Genomic DNA, 19,305 nt, shown 5'->3' with positions numbered 1-19,305 from the left:
ATTCTACCCTAATATCCTTGATTTACGGAAACCAATTTTCATCTAATACCTCGTCTAAGTTGGCGATCGGAGTCGTGGGAAAATCGCTCACCGATAAACCCGAAATCTCAGAAACCAACTCTCGCGCATCTTCGTAGATATCAACTAATTCCTGGGATAGGTAATTTTCGAGGCTGGGACTATCCTTTAAATGTCGCTTAATCTGTTTCCTGAAATTACGGATTTCTCGCCGCCAGTGATTTTGATTATTGTCTGTTTCAGAATGCCAATATTTGAGTTTGAGTAAATGCTCAAATAAAAGAGTCAACAGACTGGCTAACTTTCTTTTATCCCTTTTACTCAAGTCTAGCACCTCTTCGATCAGGTTCTCTAAATCCACCGCCTCAAAATCACCTTTTTTTAGGTGTTTAACCGTTTCCAGAACCCAGAGATTATAATCCGTATCATATAGACTTTTCCGTGATTCGCTTAACTGTTGCATCGTTAAGTTATGCCTCCATTATATCAGCCTTTAATCACTACTTACTCACCCGAGGAAACCAATTTTCATCTAATACCTGGTCTAAGTTGGCGATCGCCTTTTCCGGGAAAGTCTCTAGGGGAAGTTGCGAATGTCTACTCGCCAATTTACAACCATCTTGATAACATTGGCTGAGTTGCTCATCTAGGTAATTTCTCAGGCTAGGACTATCTTCTAACAGTCTGACGATCTGCAATCTAAAATTAGTTATTTCTCTTTCCCAATGTCCTCGATTTCTTTCCGTTTCCGCCTCCCAGTATTGCCACATTAGCAAATGCTCAAATAAAAGAGTCAACAGACTGGCTAACTTTCTTTTATCCCTTTTACTCAAGTCTAGCACCTCTTCGATCAGGTTCTCTAAATCCACCGCCTCAAAATCACCTTTTTTTAGGTGTTTAACCGTTTCCAGAACCCAGAGATTATAATCCGTATCATATAGACTTTTCAGTGATTCGCTTAACTGTTGCATCGTTAAGTTATGCCTCCATTATCTCAGCCTTTAATCACTACTTACTCACCCGAGGAAACCAATTTTCATCTAATACCTGGTCTAAGTTGGCGATCGCCTTTTCCGGGAAAGTCTCTAGGGGAAGTTGCGATCGCATTGAGGCAATTTCCCGACCATCTTGATAACACTGCTCAAATATTTGTTGTAAATAAGGTTTCAGACTCGGACTATCTTCTAATTCATCTTTAATCTGCTTGCGAAAATTAGTAACTTCTCCCCGCCAATGTCCGTAATTATTAGACCTTTCCGCCTCCCCGTATTGCCACATTAGCAAATGCTCAAATGACAGCCTTAAAAGATTCCTTAACTCTCTTTTGTCCATCGCAGCCCAGCCTAGAATTTCCGCGATTAAGTTCTCCAAATCCAGAGCCTCGAAATCGCTTGTTTCTAGATGTTTAACCGTTTCCAGAACCCAGAGATGATAATCCCTATCATATAAGCTCGCTTCCTCGCTGAGTTGATTCATGAGTAGCCAGATATTAACTAATCTTCAACCGCTGTCTGTGTATCAGCTTTTAACTGTTTCAAGAGATTTTGATAATCCTCAATATCGGGATATAAACTCACCAACTTTTCCAAAGGTGCGATCGCCTCTTCCAGTTTATTTTGTTGTAAGCGAACCATCACCAACCCTTCCAAAGCTGTTTGATTTTCCGGTTCCCGTTGCAAAACCGACTGATAACCCTGTTCTTGGCGTTCTAACTGTGATACAATTGTGGCAACCTCCTCCGCTTGGTTTACCTCCGAGGATTGGGAATTACTGCGAAACATTGCACCCAAACCCGAAGACATCATCCCCAGAAAAGCTGCCGTCGAAATGAACATTATAACCTTCTGTAGTTTTTTGCGACGTTCCATGCGGCGAGCGATCGCGTCTCCGTAGTGTTTTCTCAGAGAATCGGAATTTTCGACAGTTCCCATTTGATCAATACCTCCCTAAACCAGGTCACATCAACCCATATAACTATTTTACCCAACTTGACCGCTATTGCGATCAGGTCGGTGTAATTTAGCGATCGCAATTTAACTCAATCTCTGCTAAGGTAGAATAGGACGCTTTATCTGGCGTTGAGGGAGTATCTCGTTCTACTAATACCCCCGCTATTCCCGCTGATTTTGCCCCCTCATAGTCCGCTGTCAAACTGTCCCCAATATGCAAAACTTCTCCTGGCTGAAAATCGTATTTTTCTAGTGCGACCGCAAAAATTTTCGGGTCAGGTTTCGCCGCACCCACTTCTGTGGAAATCGTCACCGTCGAGAAAAATCCCCCTAAATCCAAAACTTCTAACACTGGATATAACCGGGAATCAAAGTTAGATAAAACTCCTAATTCTATACCACAATTCCGCCACTTTGTCAACGTGGGAATTACATCAGGATAAACCACCCAAGGTTCAGCCGTCGCAAATTCTTGGTAAAGGTGATCAAAAAACTTGGGGAAGTCGGAAAACTCCTGAAAAACCCCGACAGCCTTAAAACTTTCGGCGGCAATATCGCGCCACCAGGCTAGTTCTAATTGGGGAATTTCCGCCATATCTGCGCCGGGAAAAGCCATGGGTGTAGCGGCGCTAAAACTCTGATAAAATGCCTGATTTAGGGTTTTAGGACAGACATTAACTCCCCATTTTTGGGCGATTTTGCTGTAAATATCGCCCACACTTTCTCGGACACCAAAGAGGGTTCCCACCGCATCTAGTAAGATTAATTTAGGCGGCAGAATGTTATCATTTATCATCATGGGCATTTATTTATTGATCATCAACTCTTGAATGGGGCGACTTATCCAGTTAAATGCTACCCGCATTTGATGTTCTAAGGTCGGTAAACGATACAGATAAATGAGGCGGCGGGCGACATGGGCTAACTGTCCATCGAGTTTAATTCCTAAACCTGTGAGAGTCGCGTTATCTTTCCCTAAAGTCATCATTTCTCCTAGGGCTTGATAATGGAAAGATAGCAGGGGTCTCCCGGTTAAAGATGCCCACAGATTCCAGCCAGCATAATCGGCTTGTTGAAAGGCAGCTTGGGCGGTTTTGGGAACTTTTTTGCCTTCCGCATCATGACAGTCGGCGAGGTCTCCCAGGGCGAATATTTCCGGGTGTTCAATCACTTGTAATTGGGGATTAATGATGATTTGATGTTCGGTGTTTTGTTTCAGGGGAAGCGATCGCACTAAATCCGGGGTCTGGGTTCCCACCGTCCACATAACAATATCAACCGGTAAAGTATCTACCTGGTCGCGATATTCGAGGGTAATACTTTCGGCATCTAGGGATTGAACAGTAGTTTCTAAATCCAGCCAAACCTGTCGTTCTGATAGGGCTTTTTGGGCAGCTTCCCGGTTAAAGTCGGGGGCAGATTTGAGGATTTTTTCCCCTCTTTCCACTAGGCGCAAACGACCGCGTTTTCCGAGTCTTTCCGCTAATTTACAGGCTAATTCTACCCCACTATAACCGCCGCCAATGATGGCTACTCTAATTTTTTCCGCGTCCGAGGCTTCCAGGATACGCAAACGTTCTTGTAAACGATAAGCATCCTCCACCCGACGAAAAGGTATGGCGTATTGTTGGGAACCTGGTACTATATCAAGGGGGGTTTCTCCTCCCATGGCTAAAACTAGGCGATCGTAATCGAGAAATTGACCATCTTGTAATTGCACCTGTCGGGCGGTAATATCAATATCGGCAACAGTTCCCTGAATAAACCGGATGGGTGTTTCTTCCAGGAGTTGTTCAAACGGTGGCGCAATTTCCCAGGCTTGTAGTTCTCCGGTCACCAGTTCATAAAGTAGGGGCGCAAATACAAAGCGGTCTCTGGAGTCAACTATAGTAATTTCCGGGGTTTGTGTGGGTAGCCACGGTAACTGGGTTAAACGTAGGGCGGTATATAGCCCCCCGAAACCACCACCGAGAATACAAATGCGAGTTGGTTGTTCTGTCATAGGTTTGGGAGCATGATTTAATCTCAAATTAGGTTAACATTTTACGGCAATACGGTATAATACCAAGTATGGTGCGAGACCTTCGGGTATGAAATCGAGCTGAAATGGGCGTGGGGACTACCCGGTGAGGAGTTCAACCCCTTGGTTGATTGGGTCGCATCCCTGGCCATCCCATCATAACACAGCCTGATTTTTTTGCCCACCTTCGAGACTTCCAATATGGCTAGTCAGGTGAAGCGTCTAATCAGGTCTAAGACTGCCCGCGTCATGCTGAAATGGGCGCATTATCGATATATTCAACCAAGGGGTTGAATTCCCCACCAGGCGGTTATTTCGGGCATTTCAGCCTTATTTCATGCCTGAACGTCTCGCACTATCAATTATTAAGATAGCAAGGCGATCGCTATTTCGGCAGTGGCTGGGACAATGGCTGCTGATAATCTCCTGATTTTCCCCCCGTTTTACTCAACAGACGAATTGACCCAATTTCCATGGATTTATCTAGGGCTTTGGCCATGTCATAGAGGGTTAAGGCGGCGATGGAAACAGCGGTTAGGGCTTCCATTTCTACCCCCGTTTCCGCGATGGTTATGGCTTCCGCGCGGATCTGATAACCTGGGAGTTGGGGGTCGGCGGTGAATGTAACATCTATTTTAGCCAGGGGGAGTGGATGACACAGGGGGATTAATTGGGCCGTTTGTTTGGCGGCCATAATTCCGGCAATTTTGGCGGTTCCCAGAACATCTCCTTTGGGTGCGTTTCCCAATGCGATCGCTTTTAGGGTTTCTGGAAGCATTTTCACCGATCCCATGGCGATCGCCACCCGCCGAGTTTTGGGCTTCTCTGACACATCCACCATCTGCGCTTCTCCCTTAGAATCAAGGTGGGTTAAAGATTGGGGAGAATTTTCTAAATAATTGCTTGTCATTTTCGGAAAGTGTGTTATTATCTTAAATGGCGGTAAAACAAGTCTAAGTTTAACGCCAACGGGGGCTTGTAGCTCAGTGGACTAGAGCACGTGGCTACGGACCACGGTGTCGGGGGTTCGAATCCCTCCTAGCCCGTTTTGTATAAACTCTGATTATAACAGCGATTATCGGGAAACACTCAACCCGATAGTCGCACTGTCAATCCCTAGGACTATCTTAATAAACCCGCCCCACCCCCGATAATTAATGTGGTGCGTCAGAACCATAAAATTGGCTGTTGACCCGATAGGTTATCCCTGTGACGCACCCTACTTCCTTAGAAACCCGGTTTCTTTGAGAAACCGGGTTTCTTGACCTCGGCGATAATTGTAGGGGCGGGTTCTGGTGTCAATTTTCCATCCCTAGGACTATCTTAATAAACCCGCCCCCCGTCTGCGGCTGTCAATTTTCCATCCCTACAACCATATTAATAAACCCGCCCCCTCCCGATAATTAATGTGGTGCGTCAGAACCATAAAATTGGCCGTTGACCCGATAGGTTATCCCTGTGACGCACCCTACTTCCTTAGAAACCCGCCCCACCCCCGATAATTAATGTGGTGCGTCAGAGCCATAAAATTGGCCGTTGACCCGATAGGTTATCCCTGTGACGCACCCTACTTCCTTAGAAACCCGGTTTCTTTGAGAAACCGGGTTTCTTGACCTCGGCGATAATTGTAGGGGCGGGTTCTGGTGTCAATTTTCCATCCCTACGACTATCTTAATAAACCCGCCCCCCGTCTGCGGCTGTCAATTTTCCATCCCTAGGACTATCTTAATAAACCCGCCCCCTCCCGATAATTAATGTGGTGCGTCAGAGCCATAAAATTGGCCGTTGACCCGATAGGTTATCCCTGTGACGCACCCTACTTCCTTAGAAACCCGCCCCACCCCCGATAATTAATGTGGTGCGTCAGAGCCATAAAATTGGCCGTTGACCCGATAGGTTATCCCTGTGACGCACCCTACTTCCTTAGAAACCCGGTTTCTTTGAGAAACCGGGTTTCTTGACCTCGGCGATAATTGTAGGGGCGGGTTCTGGTGTCAATTTTCCATCCCTAGGACTATCTTAATAAACCCGCCCCCCGTCTGCGGCTGTCAATTTTCCATCCCTACAACCATATTAATAAACCCGCCCCCTCCCGATAATTAATGTGGTGCGTCAGAACCATAAAATTGGCCGTTGACCCGATAGGTTATCCCTGTGACGCACCCTACTTCCTTAGAAACCCGCCCCACCCCCGATAATTAATGTGGTGCGTCAGAGCCATAAAATTGGCCGTTGACCCGATAGGTTATCCCTGTGACGCACCCTACTTCCTTAGAAACCCGGTTTCTTTGAGAAACCGGGTTTCTTGACCTCGGCGATAATTGTAGGGGCGGGTTCTGGTGTCAATTTTCCATCCCTACGACTATCTTAATAAACCCGCCCCCGTCTGCGGCTGTCAATTTTCCATCCCTAGGACTATCTTAATAAACCCGCCCCCTCCCGATAATTAATGTGGTGCGTCAGAGCCATAAAATTGGCCGTTGACCCGATAGGTTATCCCTGTGACGCACCCTACTTCCTTAGAAACCCGCCCCACCCCCGATAATTAATGTGGTGCGTCAGAGCCATAAAATTGGCCGTTGACCCGATAGGTTATCCCTGTGACGCACCCTACTTCCTTAGAAACCCGCCCCACCCCCGATAATTAATGTGGTGCGTCAGAGCCATAAAATTGGCCGTTGACCCGATAGGTTATCCCTGTGACGCACCCTACTTCCTTAGAAACCCGGTTTCTTTGAGAAACCGGGTTTCTTGACCTCGGCGATAATTGTAGGGGCGGGTTCTGGTGTCAATTTTCCATCCCTAGGACTATCTTAATAAACCCGCCCCCCGTCTGCGGCTGTCAATTTTCCATCCCTAGGACTATCTTAATAAACCCGCCCCCTCCCGATAATTAATGTGGTGCGTCAGAGCCATAAAATTGGCCGTTGACCCGATAGGTTATCCCTGTGACGCACCCTACTTCCTTAGAAACCCGCCCCACCCCCGATAATTAATGTGGTGCGTCAGAGCCATAAAATTGGCCGTTGACCCGATAGGTTATCCCTGTGACGCACCCTACTTCCTTAGAAACCCGGTTTCTTTGAGAAACCGGGTTTCTTGACCTCGGCGATAATTGTAGGGGCGGGTTCTGGTGTCAATTTTCCATCCCTAGGACTATCTTAATAAACCCGCCCCCCGTCTGCGGCTGTCAATTTTCCATCCCTACAACCATATTAATAAACCCGCCCCCTCCCGATAATTAATGTGGTGCGTCAGAACCATAAAATTGGCCGTTGACCCGATAGGTTATCCCTGTGACGCACCCTACTTCCTTAGAAACCCGCCCCACCCCCGATAATTAATGTGGTGCGTCAGAACCATAAAATTGGCTGTTGACCCGATAGGTTATCCCTGTGACGCACCCTACTTCCTTAGAAACCCGCCCCACCCCCGATAATTAATGTGGTGCGTCAGAGCCATAAAATTGGCCGTTGACCCGATAGGTTATCCCTGTGACGCACCCTACTTCCTTAGAAACCCGGTTTCTCAAAGAAACCGGGTTTCTTGACCTCGGCGATAATTGTAGGGGCGGGTTCTGGTGTCAATTTTCCATCCCTAGGACTATCTTAATAAACCCGCCCCCCGTCTGCGGCTGTCAATTTTCCATCCCTAGGACTATCTTAATAAACCCGCCCCCTCCCGATAATTAATGTGGTGCGTCAGAACCATAAAATTGGCCGTTGACCCGATAGGTTATCCCTGTGACGCACCCTACTTCCTTAGAAACCCGCCCCACCCCCGATAATTAATGTGGTGCGTCAGAGCCATAAAATTGGCCGTTGACCCGATAGGTTATCCCTGTGACGCACCCTACTTCCTTAGAAACCCGGTTTCTTTGAGAAACCGGGTTTCTTGACCACGATAGGGGTGGTGCGTCAGAACCATAAAATTGGCTGTTGACCCGATAGGTTATCCCTGTGACGCTACGAGGGTGATAATTATTAATTATTAATTATTAATTATTAATTATTAATTATTAATTGGAATTGTCCAAAATCTCGATCGTTCCCCGGTAGCCGTCTACCCGGACCCGTTGACCGGTCTTGAGGCGGGACATGGCTTGGGAGACATTCATCACCGCCGGAATGCCATATTCGCGGGCGACGATCGCCCCATGGGATAACTGACCCCCCACCTCAGAAATAATCGCCGCCGCCCCCATGAGTAAAGGAGCCCAACCCGCATCAGTATAGGGGACTACTACAATGGGCTTTTCGATGCCATTTTCCAAGCCTTCCGCCAAATTCCGACAAACCTGTACATAGCCTTCCACGGAGCCGACACTGGCGGGAATTCCCTGTAAAGCGCCTTCGAGGGGTTCTGGTTTAGGTTCGGGTAGCAAATTCCCATAAACTACGGGAGGGACGGTGCGATCGCGATCGCATTCATACTGTTGTCGCCGCCGTTTGACCACTTCCCGCCATTGCGGATCAATTCCCGACTCTATCCAACTGCGAATTTCGGATAATTTCAAAAAGAAAATATCCCCCGGTTGCGTGAGAATTTCCGACTCTAAGGCGACGGCTTCAATTGCCAAAAAAGTCCAGCGCAAATGAGCCAATAATTTACCATAAACCTCGGCAATTTCACCCTTAATTACAGCTCGTTTATAACACCGATTGAGCCGCCATTTTTGCCAGACACTAAATCCGCCTACATTGCGATTAGTGCCGCTGGCGGGATTTTCCGCCATAGTGAATAACATCTGCCGAAATGTCTGGGGTTGTTCCCACCAAGTCGCGACGGAAATATCGGTTCCCACTTCACTTAAATATCCATACTCGCGCAACCATTGTTTAAACTGTTGTTGCAACTCAGGATTTTGAGAAAACTGGTCTGCTAATACCTGTAAATTTTCCCCTTCCGGGAGGTGATCGGCAATTTTCTGCAACTCTCGCATGGAAGCGACTTCGGGGGAATTAGCCACGGGTAGCCATTCCTCTGGGACTTGAAAAAGCGATCGCCGAATTGCCAAGCCAATGGGTCCCAAAATATTGTAATAAGTTGCTAATTTCAGGATTTCTTGAATCCGGTCAACCCGTTGGATCAACTGTGGTAAAGATAGGGAACTTGGTAGGCGAGTTTCATAATAACTATCAGCTTCTAATCGTTGTAAACCCGGATCGAAAATCTTGTCGCGATCGCGTTCAAATTCATGGACTAGCGCCAACTCTCTCTGTACCAATAACCATAAACCTGGTACAGAAGCCAACATAGTTTTTAGGGGTGGTTTACCCATATTTTCCCCCCGCAACAGAAACTCTAAACCCTGTTCTGGTAATCCCATCATCCTAAAAATTTCCCCCAACAGGGTGGCATTAAAATAGGCGTGGGAACCCAAGAGGGTCGCGGTTTCTTGAAAGTCTAGTTGACTGGCTTTTTTCCCTAAAACCAGGCTAAAAATTTCCCCCCATACTCCACAGGTCAAAGGCCGATTAATTGACCAAGTGAGGGGAGGAATTACCCCCGGAATTACCTCGGCGGCAATTTTCCGAGTCCAAATAGGTCGCAGGTTGGTAATGGGTCGAGTTTGCAATATCCAAATCTGTTCGCCATCCCAAACCCATTCTATATCTTGGGGTAAACCATGATAAAAGGCTTCGATCGCCTGTGCTTCTGCTACTAAATCCCCTAGTAGCGATCGCGATAATAAACCATCATCTCCCAGTTTATTTAAACTCTCATAAGTAGCCGTTTCTGTGGCGGTGTCTATTTCTAAATGTACGGGGGTATTTTGCCCAGAAACTACGACATCTCCTTCCCCGGCTAAGGCTTCTATGACCACCTGGGAACCTCCATCTAAGGGATTCCGGGTAAACATGACCCCAGATATCTGGGCGCTAATATAGGGTTGAATTAAAACGGCAATTCCGGTGTCAGATAAATTCCTTTGGTGGCGATAGGCTTTGGCTTCCGCACTCCAGTAAGAGTCTCTACAACGGGCGATCGCTGACCGCAATTGTGCCTCAGATGTAATCAGACCAACGGTGGTATATTGTCCGGCGGCGGAACTGCTATCTCCATCTTCTCCCAAGGCGGAAGAACGCACAATTAACGGATAATGATAAGTTGGTGTTGGCAGTTGAAAATAGTCGATTTCGTCTTGATGTTGAGATTGGCTATCTCGGGCAATTTCCTGATTGCCCATAGTTGGTAAAACCCAGCCGGAAGGAACTTTAAACCCGGCTTGTTTTAGTTGACTAAGCCGGGTGGCTTTTTCACCACAGCTATCAAGATCTAGGGGGTCATTTAAGGATAATAATTGCTGTTTCATAAACAAGCCAAAATCATCACCTTGGCGCAGGTTAATTATAATCAACACCAAAGCTAAAGCGATCGCTGCTAGGAGTTCTGCTAATGATAAATCACGATGATCCGGGAGACTATGCCAAGCAGACAACCAGAGGGGACTACTTAAACAGGCGAAACGCATAGCCCGCAGTCGGGCGCGGGTAGGTTGACTCGGCCAAATAGTCAGGGCTAACCGCCACAGTAATAGACCGCTAATCCCTGCGGAGATAGCCACTGGGGGAGAATAAACTAAAACCCCCCAAGTGGCATTAGTGACACCGCCGCCTTTGGCGATCAGATATCGACCGACTACCAGGAAAACTAGGGAAATTAGGGCTAAGGGTTCCCATTCACTAGGAAATAGCGATCGGGCGACAATTACTGGGATAATACCTCGGAGCGCTTCAGCTACAGCCGCGAAAATGCCCGCGACCCTCCCGGCTTGGGTAAAAGCTGCCGCAACCCCGACGTTACCGCTACCCTGCTTGGCTAAGTCAATGCGAGTTAACCCTTTGACAATCCAACTGGTTAGGGGAAGTCCCCCTAACACAAAGCTACCGACCATCATCAATAATCCAAAAACCCAAGGTGGCATTGGGAATTTTTCCTCTACAGCGCGCAATGTATGTATTGCAGTGTAACCCCAAATGGAAGTGAAAAACTCCTAGCCTGCTCTATCAGGTAGGATAATCGTTAATACATTGGTGAAGTGAAAGGAAATATCTATCATGGAAAATACCCTTTGGATTCCGGTAGCTGTGTTGGTTGTGGGTTTTATTGCTGCTGTGAGTATTGGCTCGATCGCTTGGTACAATTCTAAACGACCCCCCGGTTGGGAAGGTAAGGATCGCCCCGATTTTATCCCTAAAGTTGGTAAGGATGATCCTAAATCCTAACCCACCTATCCGGTGGTAGTTGACTGCCTAGGGCTTAGACAATAGGCCCTAGGCTGGGGTTAGTGACCATCAACCCACGATTAACCCCTTTTTCCCTTGGGAAATTGGTTGATTTGCGCTGAACCGTAGAAAATTAGGGACTCATTCTGAATCCGCATCCGATCAACCCGTAGTTGTGTACCTTCTAGGGCAAACTTATCGAGATCAAGTAAATTGTTGACGTGATCAATCATGGCTTTACCTAGGTTGACAGCCTCTTGGTCCCCGTTATATTGGACGTTGACAAATTGGATATGCCGACGTTTTTGTACTTCGACCTGGGCGCAAAAATCTACACAGGTTAAACTCCGAGAGTCGCCAATCCTGATCTGAGACTGAAACCCCAGGGTATTATCTGGGTTGACCTGCATTTGGGTTTTCTGAAACTTTAGGGGTTCGCCCTGATACTGGAGACGTTGTAACTTCTCTACAATGAAGGGGGTATTAAAGGATTCTGTCAGATCCTCTTGGGTCAAAACTACTCGCATCACTGCCATTGTCGGTTGTCGCAGTTGGACTTGACCCGAAAAAATGGCGCTAAAGTCGATCGCCACTGCTTCTAGGTAGAGTTCCATCACTGCGATCCGCAGACCATTGTACATCAGCATTCCTTTGCCAATGAAGTCAAATCCATCTACGCTTCCCTGTAACAGCTTGGCCACGGGTTCGGCACGGACGTTAGCTTCTATGTGATCAGAACGTTTGAATAATGAGGCGATCGCTGCCCCGACAACTTTACTGACCAGGCGATCGCCACTTGGGGTCTGAATCGGACTGCTTCCAAACAAAGCCTGTACCATTCCCTTTGCTCGCTTGCTATCGCCCGCTATTATAACGGAATCTTAAGATATGTTAAATACTTTGTCGCGATCGTCTCCATAGATAACCCTTATATCCCACATAAGACAGGGTTTTTCAGTTTTGGGTTTGACAAAATCACACTGTACAGTCTATCCTGATGCTCCAGTAGCACTCAAACTGTAAAATCTAGCAAGTATCAGGGATTATGGATATATTATCAGTGGCGCTACTACTGGGGGCTATTGTGGCTTCCGATGAAATTTTAAACCGCAACTGGCAACTATCGCGCCGTTTACTGGAATGGATTGATAACTTAGGGAAACAGTCCCGCCAACCAGACAGAAACCCGCCTCGTTAAGGCGGCGATTTTCCCTCGACCCCCATACTCCGGCGTTTTCCTCGGCGGGATTATACCAGGCTTGGTCTATTTTGTCAAGTAATCAATCGGAATAATTGATCATCCCAAATCAAATCAGTTTTGGATTTGTTGAATGACCAATTGGCGGTTAATTTTACCTCGGTCATTGCGGGGTAATGTATCAACTGCTATCCAGTTTTTGGGATGTTTATAACGACTGAGGCGATCGCCTAAAGAATTGGCTAATATTTGAATAGATACCGGAGGGTCATGGGGAACATAAACCGCCGTGACCACTTCTCCCCAGTGGCGATCGCCAATTCCCACCACACAAACATCAGCCACCATTCCCGTGGCTAAAATAGCGGCTTCTACTTCCACCGGAAAAACATTTTCACCCCCAGTAATAATTTGATCTCCCTGTCTTCCCACCAGGGTTAAATATCCACATTCATCAAAATATCCCAAATCATCAGTAATCAACTGGCTGAGTCTAGGTTGATTTATCTGTGTGTCATGACCCCAACTGAGAGAATTAGCCTGAATTTTAATCAATCCAATTTCGGGAGATTTTACCGGTTGACCCTGTGGATCTACAATCATGACCTTAGCATGGGGAAGGACGCGACCGCTGCTATTGTTTCCGGCTAAAAAATCATCAGGTTTGAGGGTGACAACCCCGGAAGCTGTTTCGGTCATTCCATAGGTGGGAGAAAGTCTAATTTGGTGTCGTCTGGATTGGTTGAGTAACTCTAACCAAGGGGGACTTCCCCCCAATAAAACGGTGGTAAATTTGGATAACCAATTAGCGGTTTGGGGATGGTGTAAAAGGCGGTGTAGTTGGGTGGGAACTAGGGAAATAAAAAAATCTGAAATATCTAGTTGGGGATAGTCACGGTTTTCTAAATTTTTGCCAGACCAAATTACCAACTGTCCCCCAGTAATTAGCGATCGCACAAATTGCATTAACCCACTCACATGAAATAGGGGTAAAATACAGAAACTATTTATCTGGGATTGGTCAAAATACTGTTGAAATCCTATGGCGGAAGCGGTGAGGGTTTCCCAGGTATGAACGGCAAATTTTATGGTTCCTGATGTACCACCTGTGGGAATTAATATCGACCCATCAGGAAAAGGCGATCGCCTCATATTTACGGGATTATTGACATGATCAATATTGGCAATCTTGGGAATCTTACCAAATTGTAAATCCGTTTGACCTATGCGATTAAACACCTGTTCCCATTCCCCAATAGTCCAATTGGGATTAGCTAAAATCAGGGAACAGTTAGCCATAATACCCGCCCAAAAGGTCGCTAAAAATATGACCGGATCAGGTTCCGCAATTAAAATAGTCGCTTTTTTCCCATATTCTTGATGATAATTAATCAATTCGCCCAGAGTTTGCTGCACAATATCTAGAAATAAATCGCCGTTTTCAGCAATTAAAAAATTGTGAGGGTTAGGGATATTAAAATTCTGTGATTTAGGAGATATTTGATAATCCATAGATTACAGCAAGCCAGACATTTCATAAAGTCTTCGGACTAAAGCCACAATGCGATCGCCATATTGAGGGTCATCAGACCATCTTCCTCCCAAAGAAAACACAGAGGGAGCGACCCCCCTAGTGATATAATCAAAACGAGGGTCTACAATTTCCTGAACAATAGGTTCATGGGTAGCGTAGGCTTTCAGATGTTGAATATGCGCCCTCACCCCTTCTTCAGTAGTAGCAAATGCAGCAATTTCCGAGGAACCCCCAACAGTTCCCAAACCCGCAAAATTATAGTCTGAAGGTTTGACAATTCCGCCAAATTTGAGGAAATCCGTCTCCAAACACATCTGACAAAAAGCCACATCATAATTAACCCCTTCGACCATAGCTTCACGGCGATATAATTTAGCAATTTCGGGAAACTGATTAGGCGCATCAGGATTTTCTGACTTCAGAAATACAATCATTTGTACTTCCGTGGTATATCCTCCCCCCATAATGCGATCGATTTGGTCGTTATAGAGTCGAGAAATCGACCTTAAAACCACCGTCCGATTAGGATTATCCCAACTGACAGCAATACCAAAATTCCGCAAGTCGATCGCCTTAATATAAACAATATTATTATATCGAATCCGAATCACCCTAGCCAATTGGGTTAAGTCAATTCCTAGGCGGTCTACCAAATCGATAGGTATATAAGAGTTACCATTAACCAAAAGTCCCCTTTCCCCATAAACCTGACCGTTAATTCTAATCCCAATTGAACCATAAACCCGATTTCCTGGGGGTAAAGGAGGGGTGGGATTAATATGTTCACTTTTCACCCAAGCCACCAGACCATCAGCCAGACCGGTAGCGATATCTGCGCGGCGGCTTTGTAAAATATTCCGGTCATTAGGATTAGTCAAATAACCGATTTCTATATATAAGGAAGGAATAGCAATCCAACGGCAAAAAATTAGATGTCCGAGTCCAGTTTCCGTGTCCGGTTTAGCGCCACGGCTGGGAAACTGAGGAACCCGCCGCAATAAGGACCAGAGAATCAACTCGGCATCTTTTTTGCGTTGAGAATTATATGCTATATGAAATACAGTAACCCCTCGATTAGAAGGATTAGGAGAGCCTCCCATGTGCAATTCAATAGCCACATCACCACGATGGGAATAAGTATTAATCCAGTCAATAGTTTGGACCTGAGATAGATCATCAGGGACCGCCAAAGCCTGAACCCCACGAGAACGCAATTCTGATAATAATATATCTCGAATTCGGATCATTTCTTGAGCTTCAGTAGTTCCCCCGGCTACAATACCAGGGTCTCTAACCCCATTCTCAAAACCTCCATGACCAGCAGATATAAAAATTCGCGCCATTGTTCAATTAATTAAGTGATCTCGATGAAAGTAATCAATGATATTTAAGACTAGATTATGCCGATCGCCTGATCCCAAAAGTAACTATGATGATCAAGTGTAGTCAAGCCCCCCCTTTTTAAGTTCCCAAATATGGTTTTACACTGTCACGCGGCTGTTGTCACCATCTCGACCCCTAATCTGGCCCAACTCAGCCAATTTTATAGTGATTTATTGGGGATGCCACCCCAGATCTATATTGAGGGAGTGTATGCGGAATTTCAATTACCGGGTTTACGATTAGGGATATTTGAACCCAGAAGCGGCGATCGCCAAGAATTTAGTTCCCCTAAGGGCGCAATGAGTTTATGCTTGCAGGTAAGTGACCTAGAAAAAGCGATCAAGAATTTTCGCGAATTAGGCTACCCACCACCGGGCGAAATTATCATCGCCTCCCACGGTCGGGAAATTTACGCTTATGATCCTTGCGGAAACCGGATTATTGTATACGAATCCAAAACTTGACAGTTGACAATTAACAGTTATTAATTAACCCTGTCCCATATATTCCTACTTTCCTAAAACTCTGTGTCAGAATCACCACAAGTCACCCGGTCCCTGGTGGGAATTGCCACCATTGTCGCGATCGCCACTCTGATTAGTAAAATCTTTGGCTTAGTCAGACAACAGGCGATGGCCGCAGCCTTTGGAGTAGGGCCAGCCATCGATGCTTACAACTACGCCTATGTAATTCCTGGCTTCCTGCTGATTTTATTAGGTGGCATTAACGGCCCCTTCCATAGTGCGATCGTCAGCGCGTTGGCCAAACGTAAACGGGAAGAAATCGAACCCCTAGTAGAAACGATCACCACCCTAGTGGGGACTGTCTTGCTATTTGTGACGGTGGGATTAATCATTTTTGCCACCCCTATGATTGATCTAGTCGCCCCAGGACTAAGCCAGACCCCGGAAGGCATAGAAATTAGGGCGATCGCCATTCAGCAACTCAAAATCATGGCTCCGATGGCCCTTTTATCTGGGTTAATAGGTATTGGCTTCGGTAGCCTCAACGCCGCCGATATGTATTGGCTACCCTCCATTAGTCCCCTATTTTCCAGCCTCGCCCTGATTGGCAGTTTAATCGCCCTCGCCCTATATTTGGGCGAAAGTATCACCCAACCGCAATACGCCCTGTTAGGAGGGCTAGTATTAGCCGGAGGAACCCTATCTGGGGCTATCCTACAGTGGATTGTACAACTTCCCGCCATGTGGCGATCGGGACTCGGTAAACTGCGGCTGCGCTTCAACTTCCAACAGCCCGGAGTCCGAGACGTAATGAAAGTAATGATTCCCGCCACCCTGTCATCAGGGACGCTACAAATTAACGTCTATACCGACCTATTTTTCGCCTCCTACATACCCCAAGCCGCCGCCGCCATGGCTTATTCCGGGTTAATGGTACAAACGCCCCTCGGCATCATTTCCAACATGATTTTAGTGCCATTCCTGCCCCTGTTTTCCCGCTTGCGAGACCCCAGCGACTGGCCAGAATTAAAAGACCGTATCCGTCAGGCTTTAACCCTAACGGCGATTACCATGTTACCCCTGAGTGCATTAATGGTAGCCTTAGCATTGCCTTCTGTGCGGGTGGTATATGAACGCTACGCCTTTGACCTAGCCGCCTCCAAATTTGTGGCTTTAATGTTAATGGCCTATGGTAGCGGAATGTTTGTCTACCTGGGGCGAGATGTTTTAGTCAGAGTCTTCTACGGTCTCGGAGACGGACAGACTCCCTTTCGGGTTAGTCTCTTTAACATTTTCCTGAATGCACTATTAGACTACATTTTGGTTAATGCTTTCGGTGCGCCCGGTTTAGTTTTGGCTACCGTGGGAGTTAACTTAATCTCTATGGTGATGATGTTATGGTTATTACATATCCGCCTAGGTGGTTTACCCTGGAAAGAGTGGAGTCGGCCATTTCTCGGCTTGGCTGCTGGTAGTATAGTCGTTGGCTTAGTGGCCTGGGTAATTCGTCTCGGTTTGGAGGAGTGGTTAGGTAGCCGAGGATTTTTTGCCATATTATTGGAACTGTCTATTCCAGGATTTATTGGTTTGGGGTTGTTTGCTTTCTGGGCGTTACAGATGAAATTACCGGAAGTGGATTTACTGATTTCCCGAGTTAAAAAACGCTTCCAAAAATAGGAGGTTTGAATGCTAGGGCTTTTTTTCCGGGTGATCAGATTTCCCGCTTGCCAAAATATCCGGTAGGGTTTATGGTGGTGACAGGTCATAAATTTTAACAACCAAAGCACCATGAGTCAAAAAGAACAACTGATTTTAATGGCAGAAGATGAATTAACGGAGTATAGTACAGAAGCCCGCAAAATGGAGAAACTGCGCCGTAAATTTAGCTTTGCAGTTCCCTATCCCCAACAGCATAAAATCCGCGAAGAAATTATGGCGGAAATACCTAATAATTTTTTGGCGAAATTAGTGGAAGAAAATCGGCAAATGGTAGCTTTGCCATTTTGGGGAATTGGTGGCTTAGGTCTATTGTTCGGAATTTCCTGGTCACAGCCTCTGGATTTTATCGCTACAGCGGTGGGGTTTTATGCGGCTTTTTCGATTCAGCAATTAGGATGGAAACTACAAGCGAAACGACTGGTAGTTAAAACTTTAGACCAAATTCAAGAAATTGTGACTTCCCCAGAAGAGAAAACCCGGGAGACTAATTCTTAGTTACCCCATAAATACCCGCCAACAGTAACCATCCTAACAGATTCACCCGAAAATCAAATATGGTGACATCGGCTAAGTTAAATAAAACACAGGCCCCAAATGCTACGATATAACTAAATAAAACTAGGCGATCGCCTTTAGTTAAATAGGGTCGCCCCATCAATTTTACCCCATCTACTAATACCCATCCCACCCCAGCCCAAAAAGCTATAGTTATCGGAATACCGACTTCCGCCATCATCATTAATGGTAGACTGTGGGGGTGTCCCATCCAAACATTCATTTGGGCTTCATAAACGGGGGTAAAATTTCGCAAACCCCAGCCAGTAATTGGTCGTTGTCGGGTCATTTCCCAAGTAAATCGCCACTGAGTTATCCTGAGAGTTTCTAGGGGGCGATCGAAATTTTCATCGGTTAATCTTTGCCAAAAATAGCCTGGAATAATTACCCGTAAACTATCCCGAAGAGGAGAAGGTGCAAAAGCAGCCCCCAACACCGCAGCCACAACTACACCGACCAACCCTAACAACCAATTCCAACCCAAATATATGGCGTATGCTAAACTAACACAAACCCCCACAATCCAAGCATTACGGGAGTTAGTGACAATTAAACCCAACCCGGAAAGTAGAGTTGTAGTAGCAGCAGTTACCAGCAAAAATCGAGGATTAACATTAGTTAAAATCCCGTGTTTTTCATAATTTACATCAGTTATTAACCCTAATTCTGCGACTAGCAAACCCAAAGAAAAGGCGAAAACAATGACTAAATAAGCAGCCAAAATATTCGCATACATGAACACAGAAGCCATCCGCCCTTGTGGGTTTCCTCCTGGTGCTAATACCCAGCCTAAAACACTTTGTAATAGTTCGATACCGGACCAACCCAGAAATTGCTGTCCCCAACCCAAAATCACAATAGGAATTCCGGGTAAAATCAATAACCAAGACAGCCATCGAAGTTGTGCAAAATTCTCAAGGAGGATTGCTACAGCAGCAAAGACGATAAAATAGGGGATAAAATTAGCAGTGCCCAAAATTGCCTCAACTGGATTTTCGGCAAAAATAACGGTTAACAGTAACAGTCCAGCTAATCCTAATAAGCCTCGGATTTTAGGTAGATTAAGTATCTGTTGATATCTGTGTTTAAGGGTAGTAATGACGGCTACAAAGATGGCAATAGCCCCTAAATTAGGCAATAGGGGCAAGGCTAACACTCCCAACTGTATGCAATTCCAGGCAGTTTGTAAAGAGCGATCGCTGTGAGTTGGGAACCACTTCCAGGTCATATCAAACC

General features: G+C 46.0%; 17 protein-coding genes and 1 tRNA gene. 6 read left to right on the top strand and 12 right to left on the bottom strand.

Annotated elements, in window-relative coordinates; translation table 11 throughout:
* Positions 1–22 precede the first annotated feature (22 nt).
* The 7 genes from HFV01_RS11225 to moaC form a co-directional block, all read right to left on the bottom strand.
* A complete protein-coding gene (locus HFV01_RS11225; protein WP_006670756.1) occupies positions 23–481 on the bottom strand; it encodes a DUF29 domain-containing protein in 459 nt (152 codons plus the stop codon).
* A 37-nt stretch (positions 482–518) separates the two neighbouring features.
* Complete coding sequence (locus tag HFV01_RS11220) at positions 519–989, bottom strand: DUF29 domain-containing protein (protein WP_006625236.1); 471 nt, start codon at positions 987–989, stop codon at positions 519–521.
* A gap of 37 nt (positions 990–1,026) precedes the next feature.
* Positions 1,027–1,494: a DUF29 domain-containing protein gene (locus tag HFV01_RS11215; RefSeq protein WP_193521092.1), complete on the bottom strand. Its 468-nt coding sequence runs from the start codon at positions 1,492–1,494 to the stop codon at positions 1,027–1,029.
* Positions 1,495–1,511: 17 nt separating this feature from the next.
* On the bottom strand, positions 1,512–1,949 hold the full coding sequence (locus HFV01_RS11210; RefSeq protein WP_193521091.1) for a tetratricopeptide repeat protein: 438 nt from the start codon (positions 1,947–1,949) through the stop codon (positions 1,512–1,514).
* Between the two features lie 88 nt (positions 1,950–2,037).
* A complete protein-coding gene (locus HFV01_RS11205; RefSeq protein WP_006625233.1) occupies positions 2,038–2,772 on the bottom strand; it encodes an HAD-IA family hydrolase in 735 nt (244 codons plus the stop codon).
* A complete protein-coding gene (locus HFV01_RS11200; protein WP_006670753.1) occupies positions 2,773–3,969 on the bottom strand; it encodes an NAD(P)/FAD-dependent oxidoreductase in 1,197 nt (398 codons plus the stop codon).
* Between the two features lie 403 nt (positions 3,970–4,372).
* Complete coding sequence (gene moaC / locus HFV01_RS11190; RefSeq protein ID WP_006625231.1) at positions 4,373–4,897, bottom strand: cyclic pyranopterin monophosphate synthase MoaC; 525 nt, start codon at positions 4,895–4,897, stop codon at positions 4,373–4,375.
* Between the two features lie 62 nt (positions 4,898–4,959).
* Here moaC and HFV01_RS11185 point away from each other — a divergent pair.
* Positions 4,960–5,033, top strand: a tRNA-Arg gene (locus HFV01_RS11185).
* 2,972 nt (positions 5,034–8,005) lie between these two features.
* Here the strand turns inward: HFV01_RS11185 and HFV01_RS11180 are convergent.
* Positions 8,006–10,915 carry a glycerol-3-phosphate acyltransferase gene (locus HFV01_RS11180; RefSeq protein WP_193521090.1) on the bottom strand — a complete coding sequence of 970 codons (2,910 nt, stop codon included), beginning with the start codon at positions 10,913–10,915 and terminating at the stop codon, positions 8,006–8,008.
* A 133-nt stretch (positions 10,916–11,048) separates the two neighbouring features.
* Here HFV01_RS11180 and psb35 point away from each other — a divergent pair, with 133 nt between their 5' ends.
* Positions 11,049–11,216 carry a photosystem II assembly protein Psb35 gene (psb35, locus tag HFV01_RS11175; RefSeq protein WP_006625228.1) on the top strand — a complete coding sequence of 56 codons (168 nt, stop codon included), beginning with the start codon at positions 11,049–11,051 and terminating at the stop codon, positions 11,214–11,216.
* 80 nt (positions 11,217–11,296) lie between these two features.
* Here psb35 and HFV01_RS11170 read toward each other — a convergent pair whose 3' ends face one another.
* On the bottom strand, positions 11,297–12,055 hold the full coding sequence (locus tag HFV01_RS11170) for an LmeA family phospholipid-binding protein (RefSeq protein WP_006625227.1): 759 nt from the start codon (positions 12,053–12,055) through the stop codon (positions 11,297–11,299).
* Between the two features lie 206 nt (positions 12,056–12,261).
* Here HFV01_RS11170 and HFV01_RS11165 point away from each other — a divergent pair, with 206 nt between their 5' ends.
* Entirely contained in the window at positions 12,262–12,414 is a 153-nt protein-coding gene (locus HFV01_RS11165) for a hypothetical protein (protein ID WP_006625226.1), read from the top strand.
* Between the two features lie 114 nt (positions 12,415–12,528).
* On the opposite strand, the gene HFV01_RS11160 is transcribed toward HFV01_RS11165, so the two are convergent.
* Positions 12,529–13,926, bottom strand: coding sequence for a 2-succinylbenzoate--CoA ligase (locus tag HFV01_RS11160; RefSeq protein WP_193521089.1), 1,398 nt, complete (start codon positions 13,924–13,926; stop codon positions 12,529–12,531).
* Between the two features lie 3 nt (positions 13,927–13,929).
* A complete protein-coding gene (tftA, locus tag HFV01_RS11155; RefSeq protein ID WP_006625224.1) occupies positions 13,930–15,291 on the bottom strand; it encodes a hormogonium tapered terminus morphoprotein TftA in 1,362 nt (453 codons plus the stop codon).
* A 132-nt stretch (positions 15,292–15,423) separates the two neighbouring features.
* Here tftA and HFV01_RS11150 point away from each other — a divergent pair, with 132 nt between their 5' ends.
* The 3 genes from HFV01_RS11150 (at position 15,424) to HFV01_RS11140 (ending at position 18,009) form a co-directional block, all read left to right on the top strand.
* Positions 15,424–15,795, top strand: coding sequence for a VOC family protein (locus HFV01_RS11150; RefSeq protein WP_193521088.1), 372 nt, complete (start codon positions 15,424–15,426; stop codon positions 15,793–15,795).
* A 63-nt stretch (positions 15,796–15,858) separates the two neighbouring features.
* Positions 15,859–17,472 (top strand): murein biosynthesis integral membrane protein MurJ, encoded by a 1,614-nt coding sequence (gene murJ / locus HFV01_RS11145; RefSeq protein ID WP_006625222.1) that lies wholly within the window; start codon positions 15,859–15,861, stop codon positions 17,470–17,472.
* Between the two features lie 111 nt (positions 17,473–17,583).
* Positions 17,584–18,009, top strand: coding sequence for a hypothetical protein (locus HFV01_RS11140; RefSeq protein ID WP_006625221.1), 426 nt, complete (start codon positions 17,584–17,586; stop codon positions 18,007–18,009).
* Here HFV01_RS11140 and HFV01_RS11135 read toward each other — a convergent pair.
* The gene (locus HFV01_RS11135; protein WP_006625220.1) at positions 17,999–19,297 is read right to left on the bottom strand and encodes an O-antigen ligase family protein; all 1,299 of its coding nucleotides are present in this window, start codon (positions 19,295–19,297) and stop codon (positions 17,999–18,001) included. The two genes, HFV01_RS11140 and HFV01_RS11135, sit on opposite strands and share 11 nt — an antisense overlap.
* Between the last annotated feature and the right edge of the window lie 8 nt (positions 19,298–19,305).

Source organism: Limnospira fusiformis SAG 85.79 (assembly GCF_012516315.1).
Classification (GTDB): Bacteria; Cyanobacteriota; Cyanobacteriia; order Cyanobacteriales; family Microcoleaceae; genus Limnospira; species Limnospira fusiformis.
This window is presented reverse-complemented; position numbering and strand designations above follow the sequence as displayed.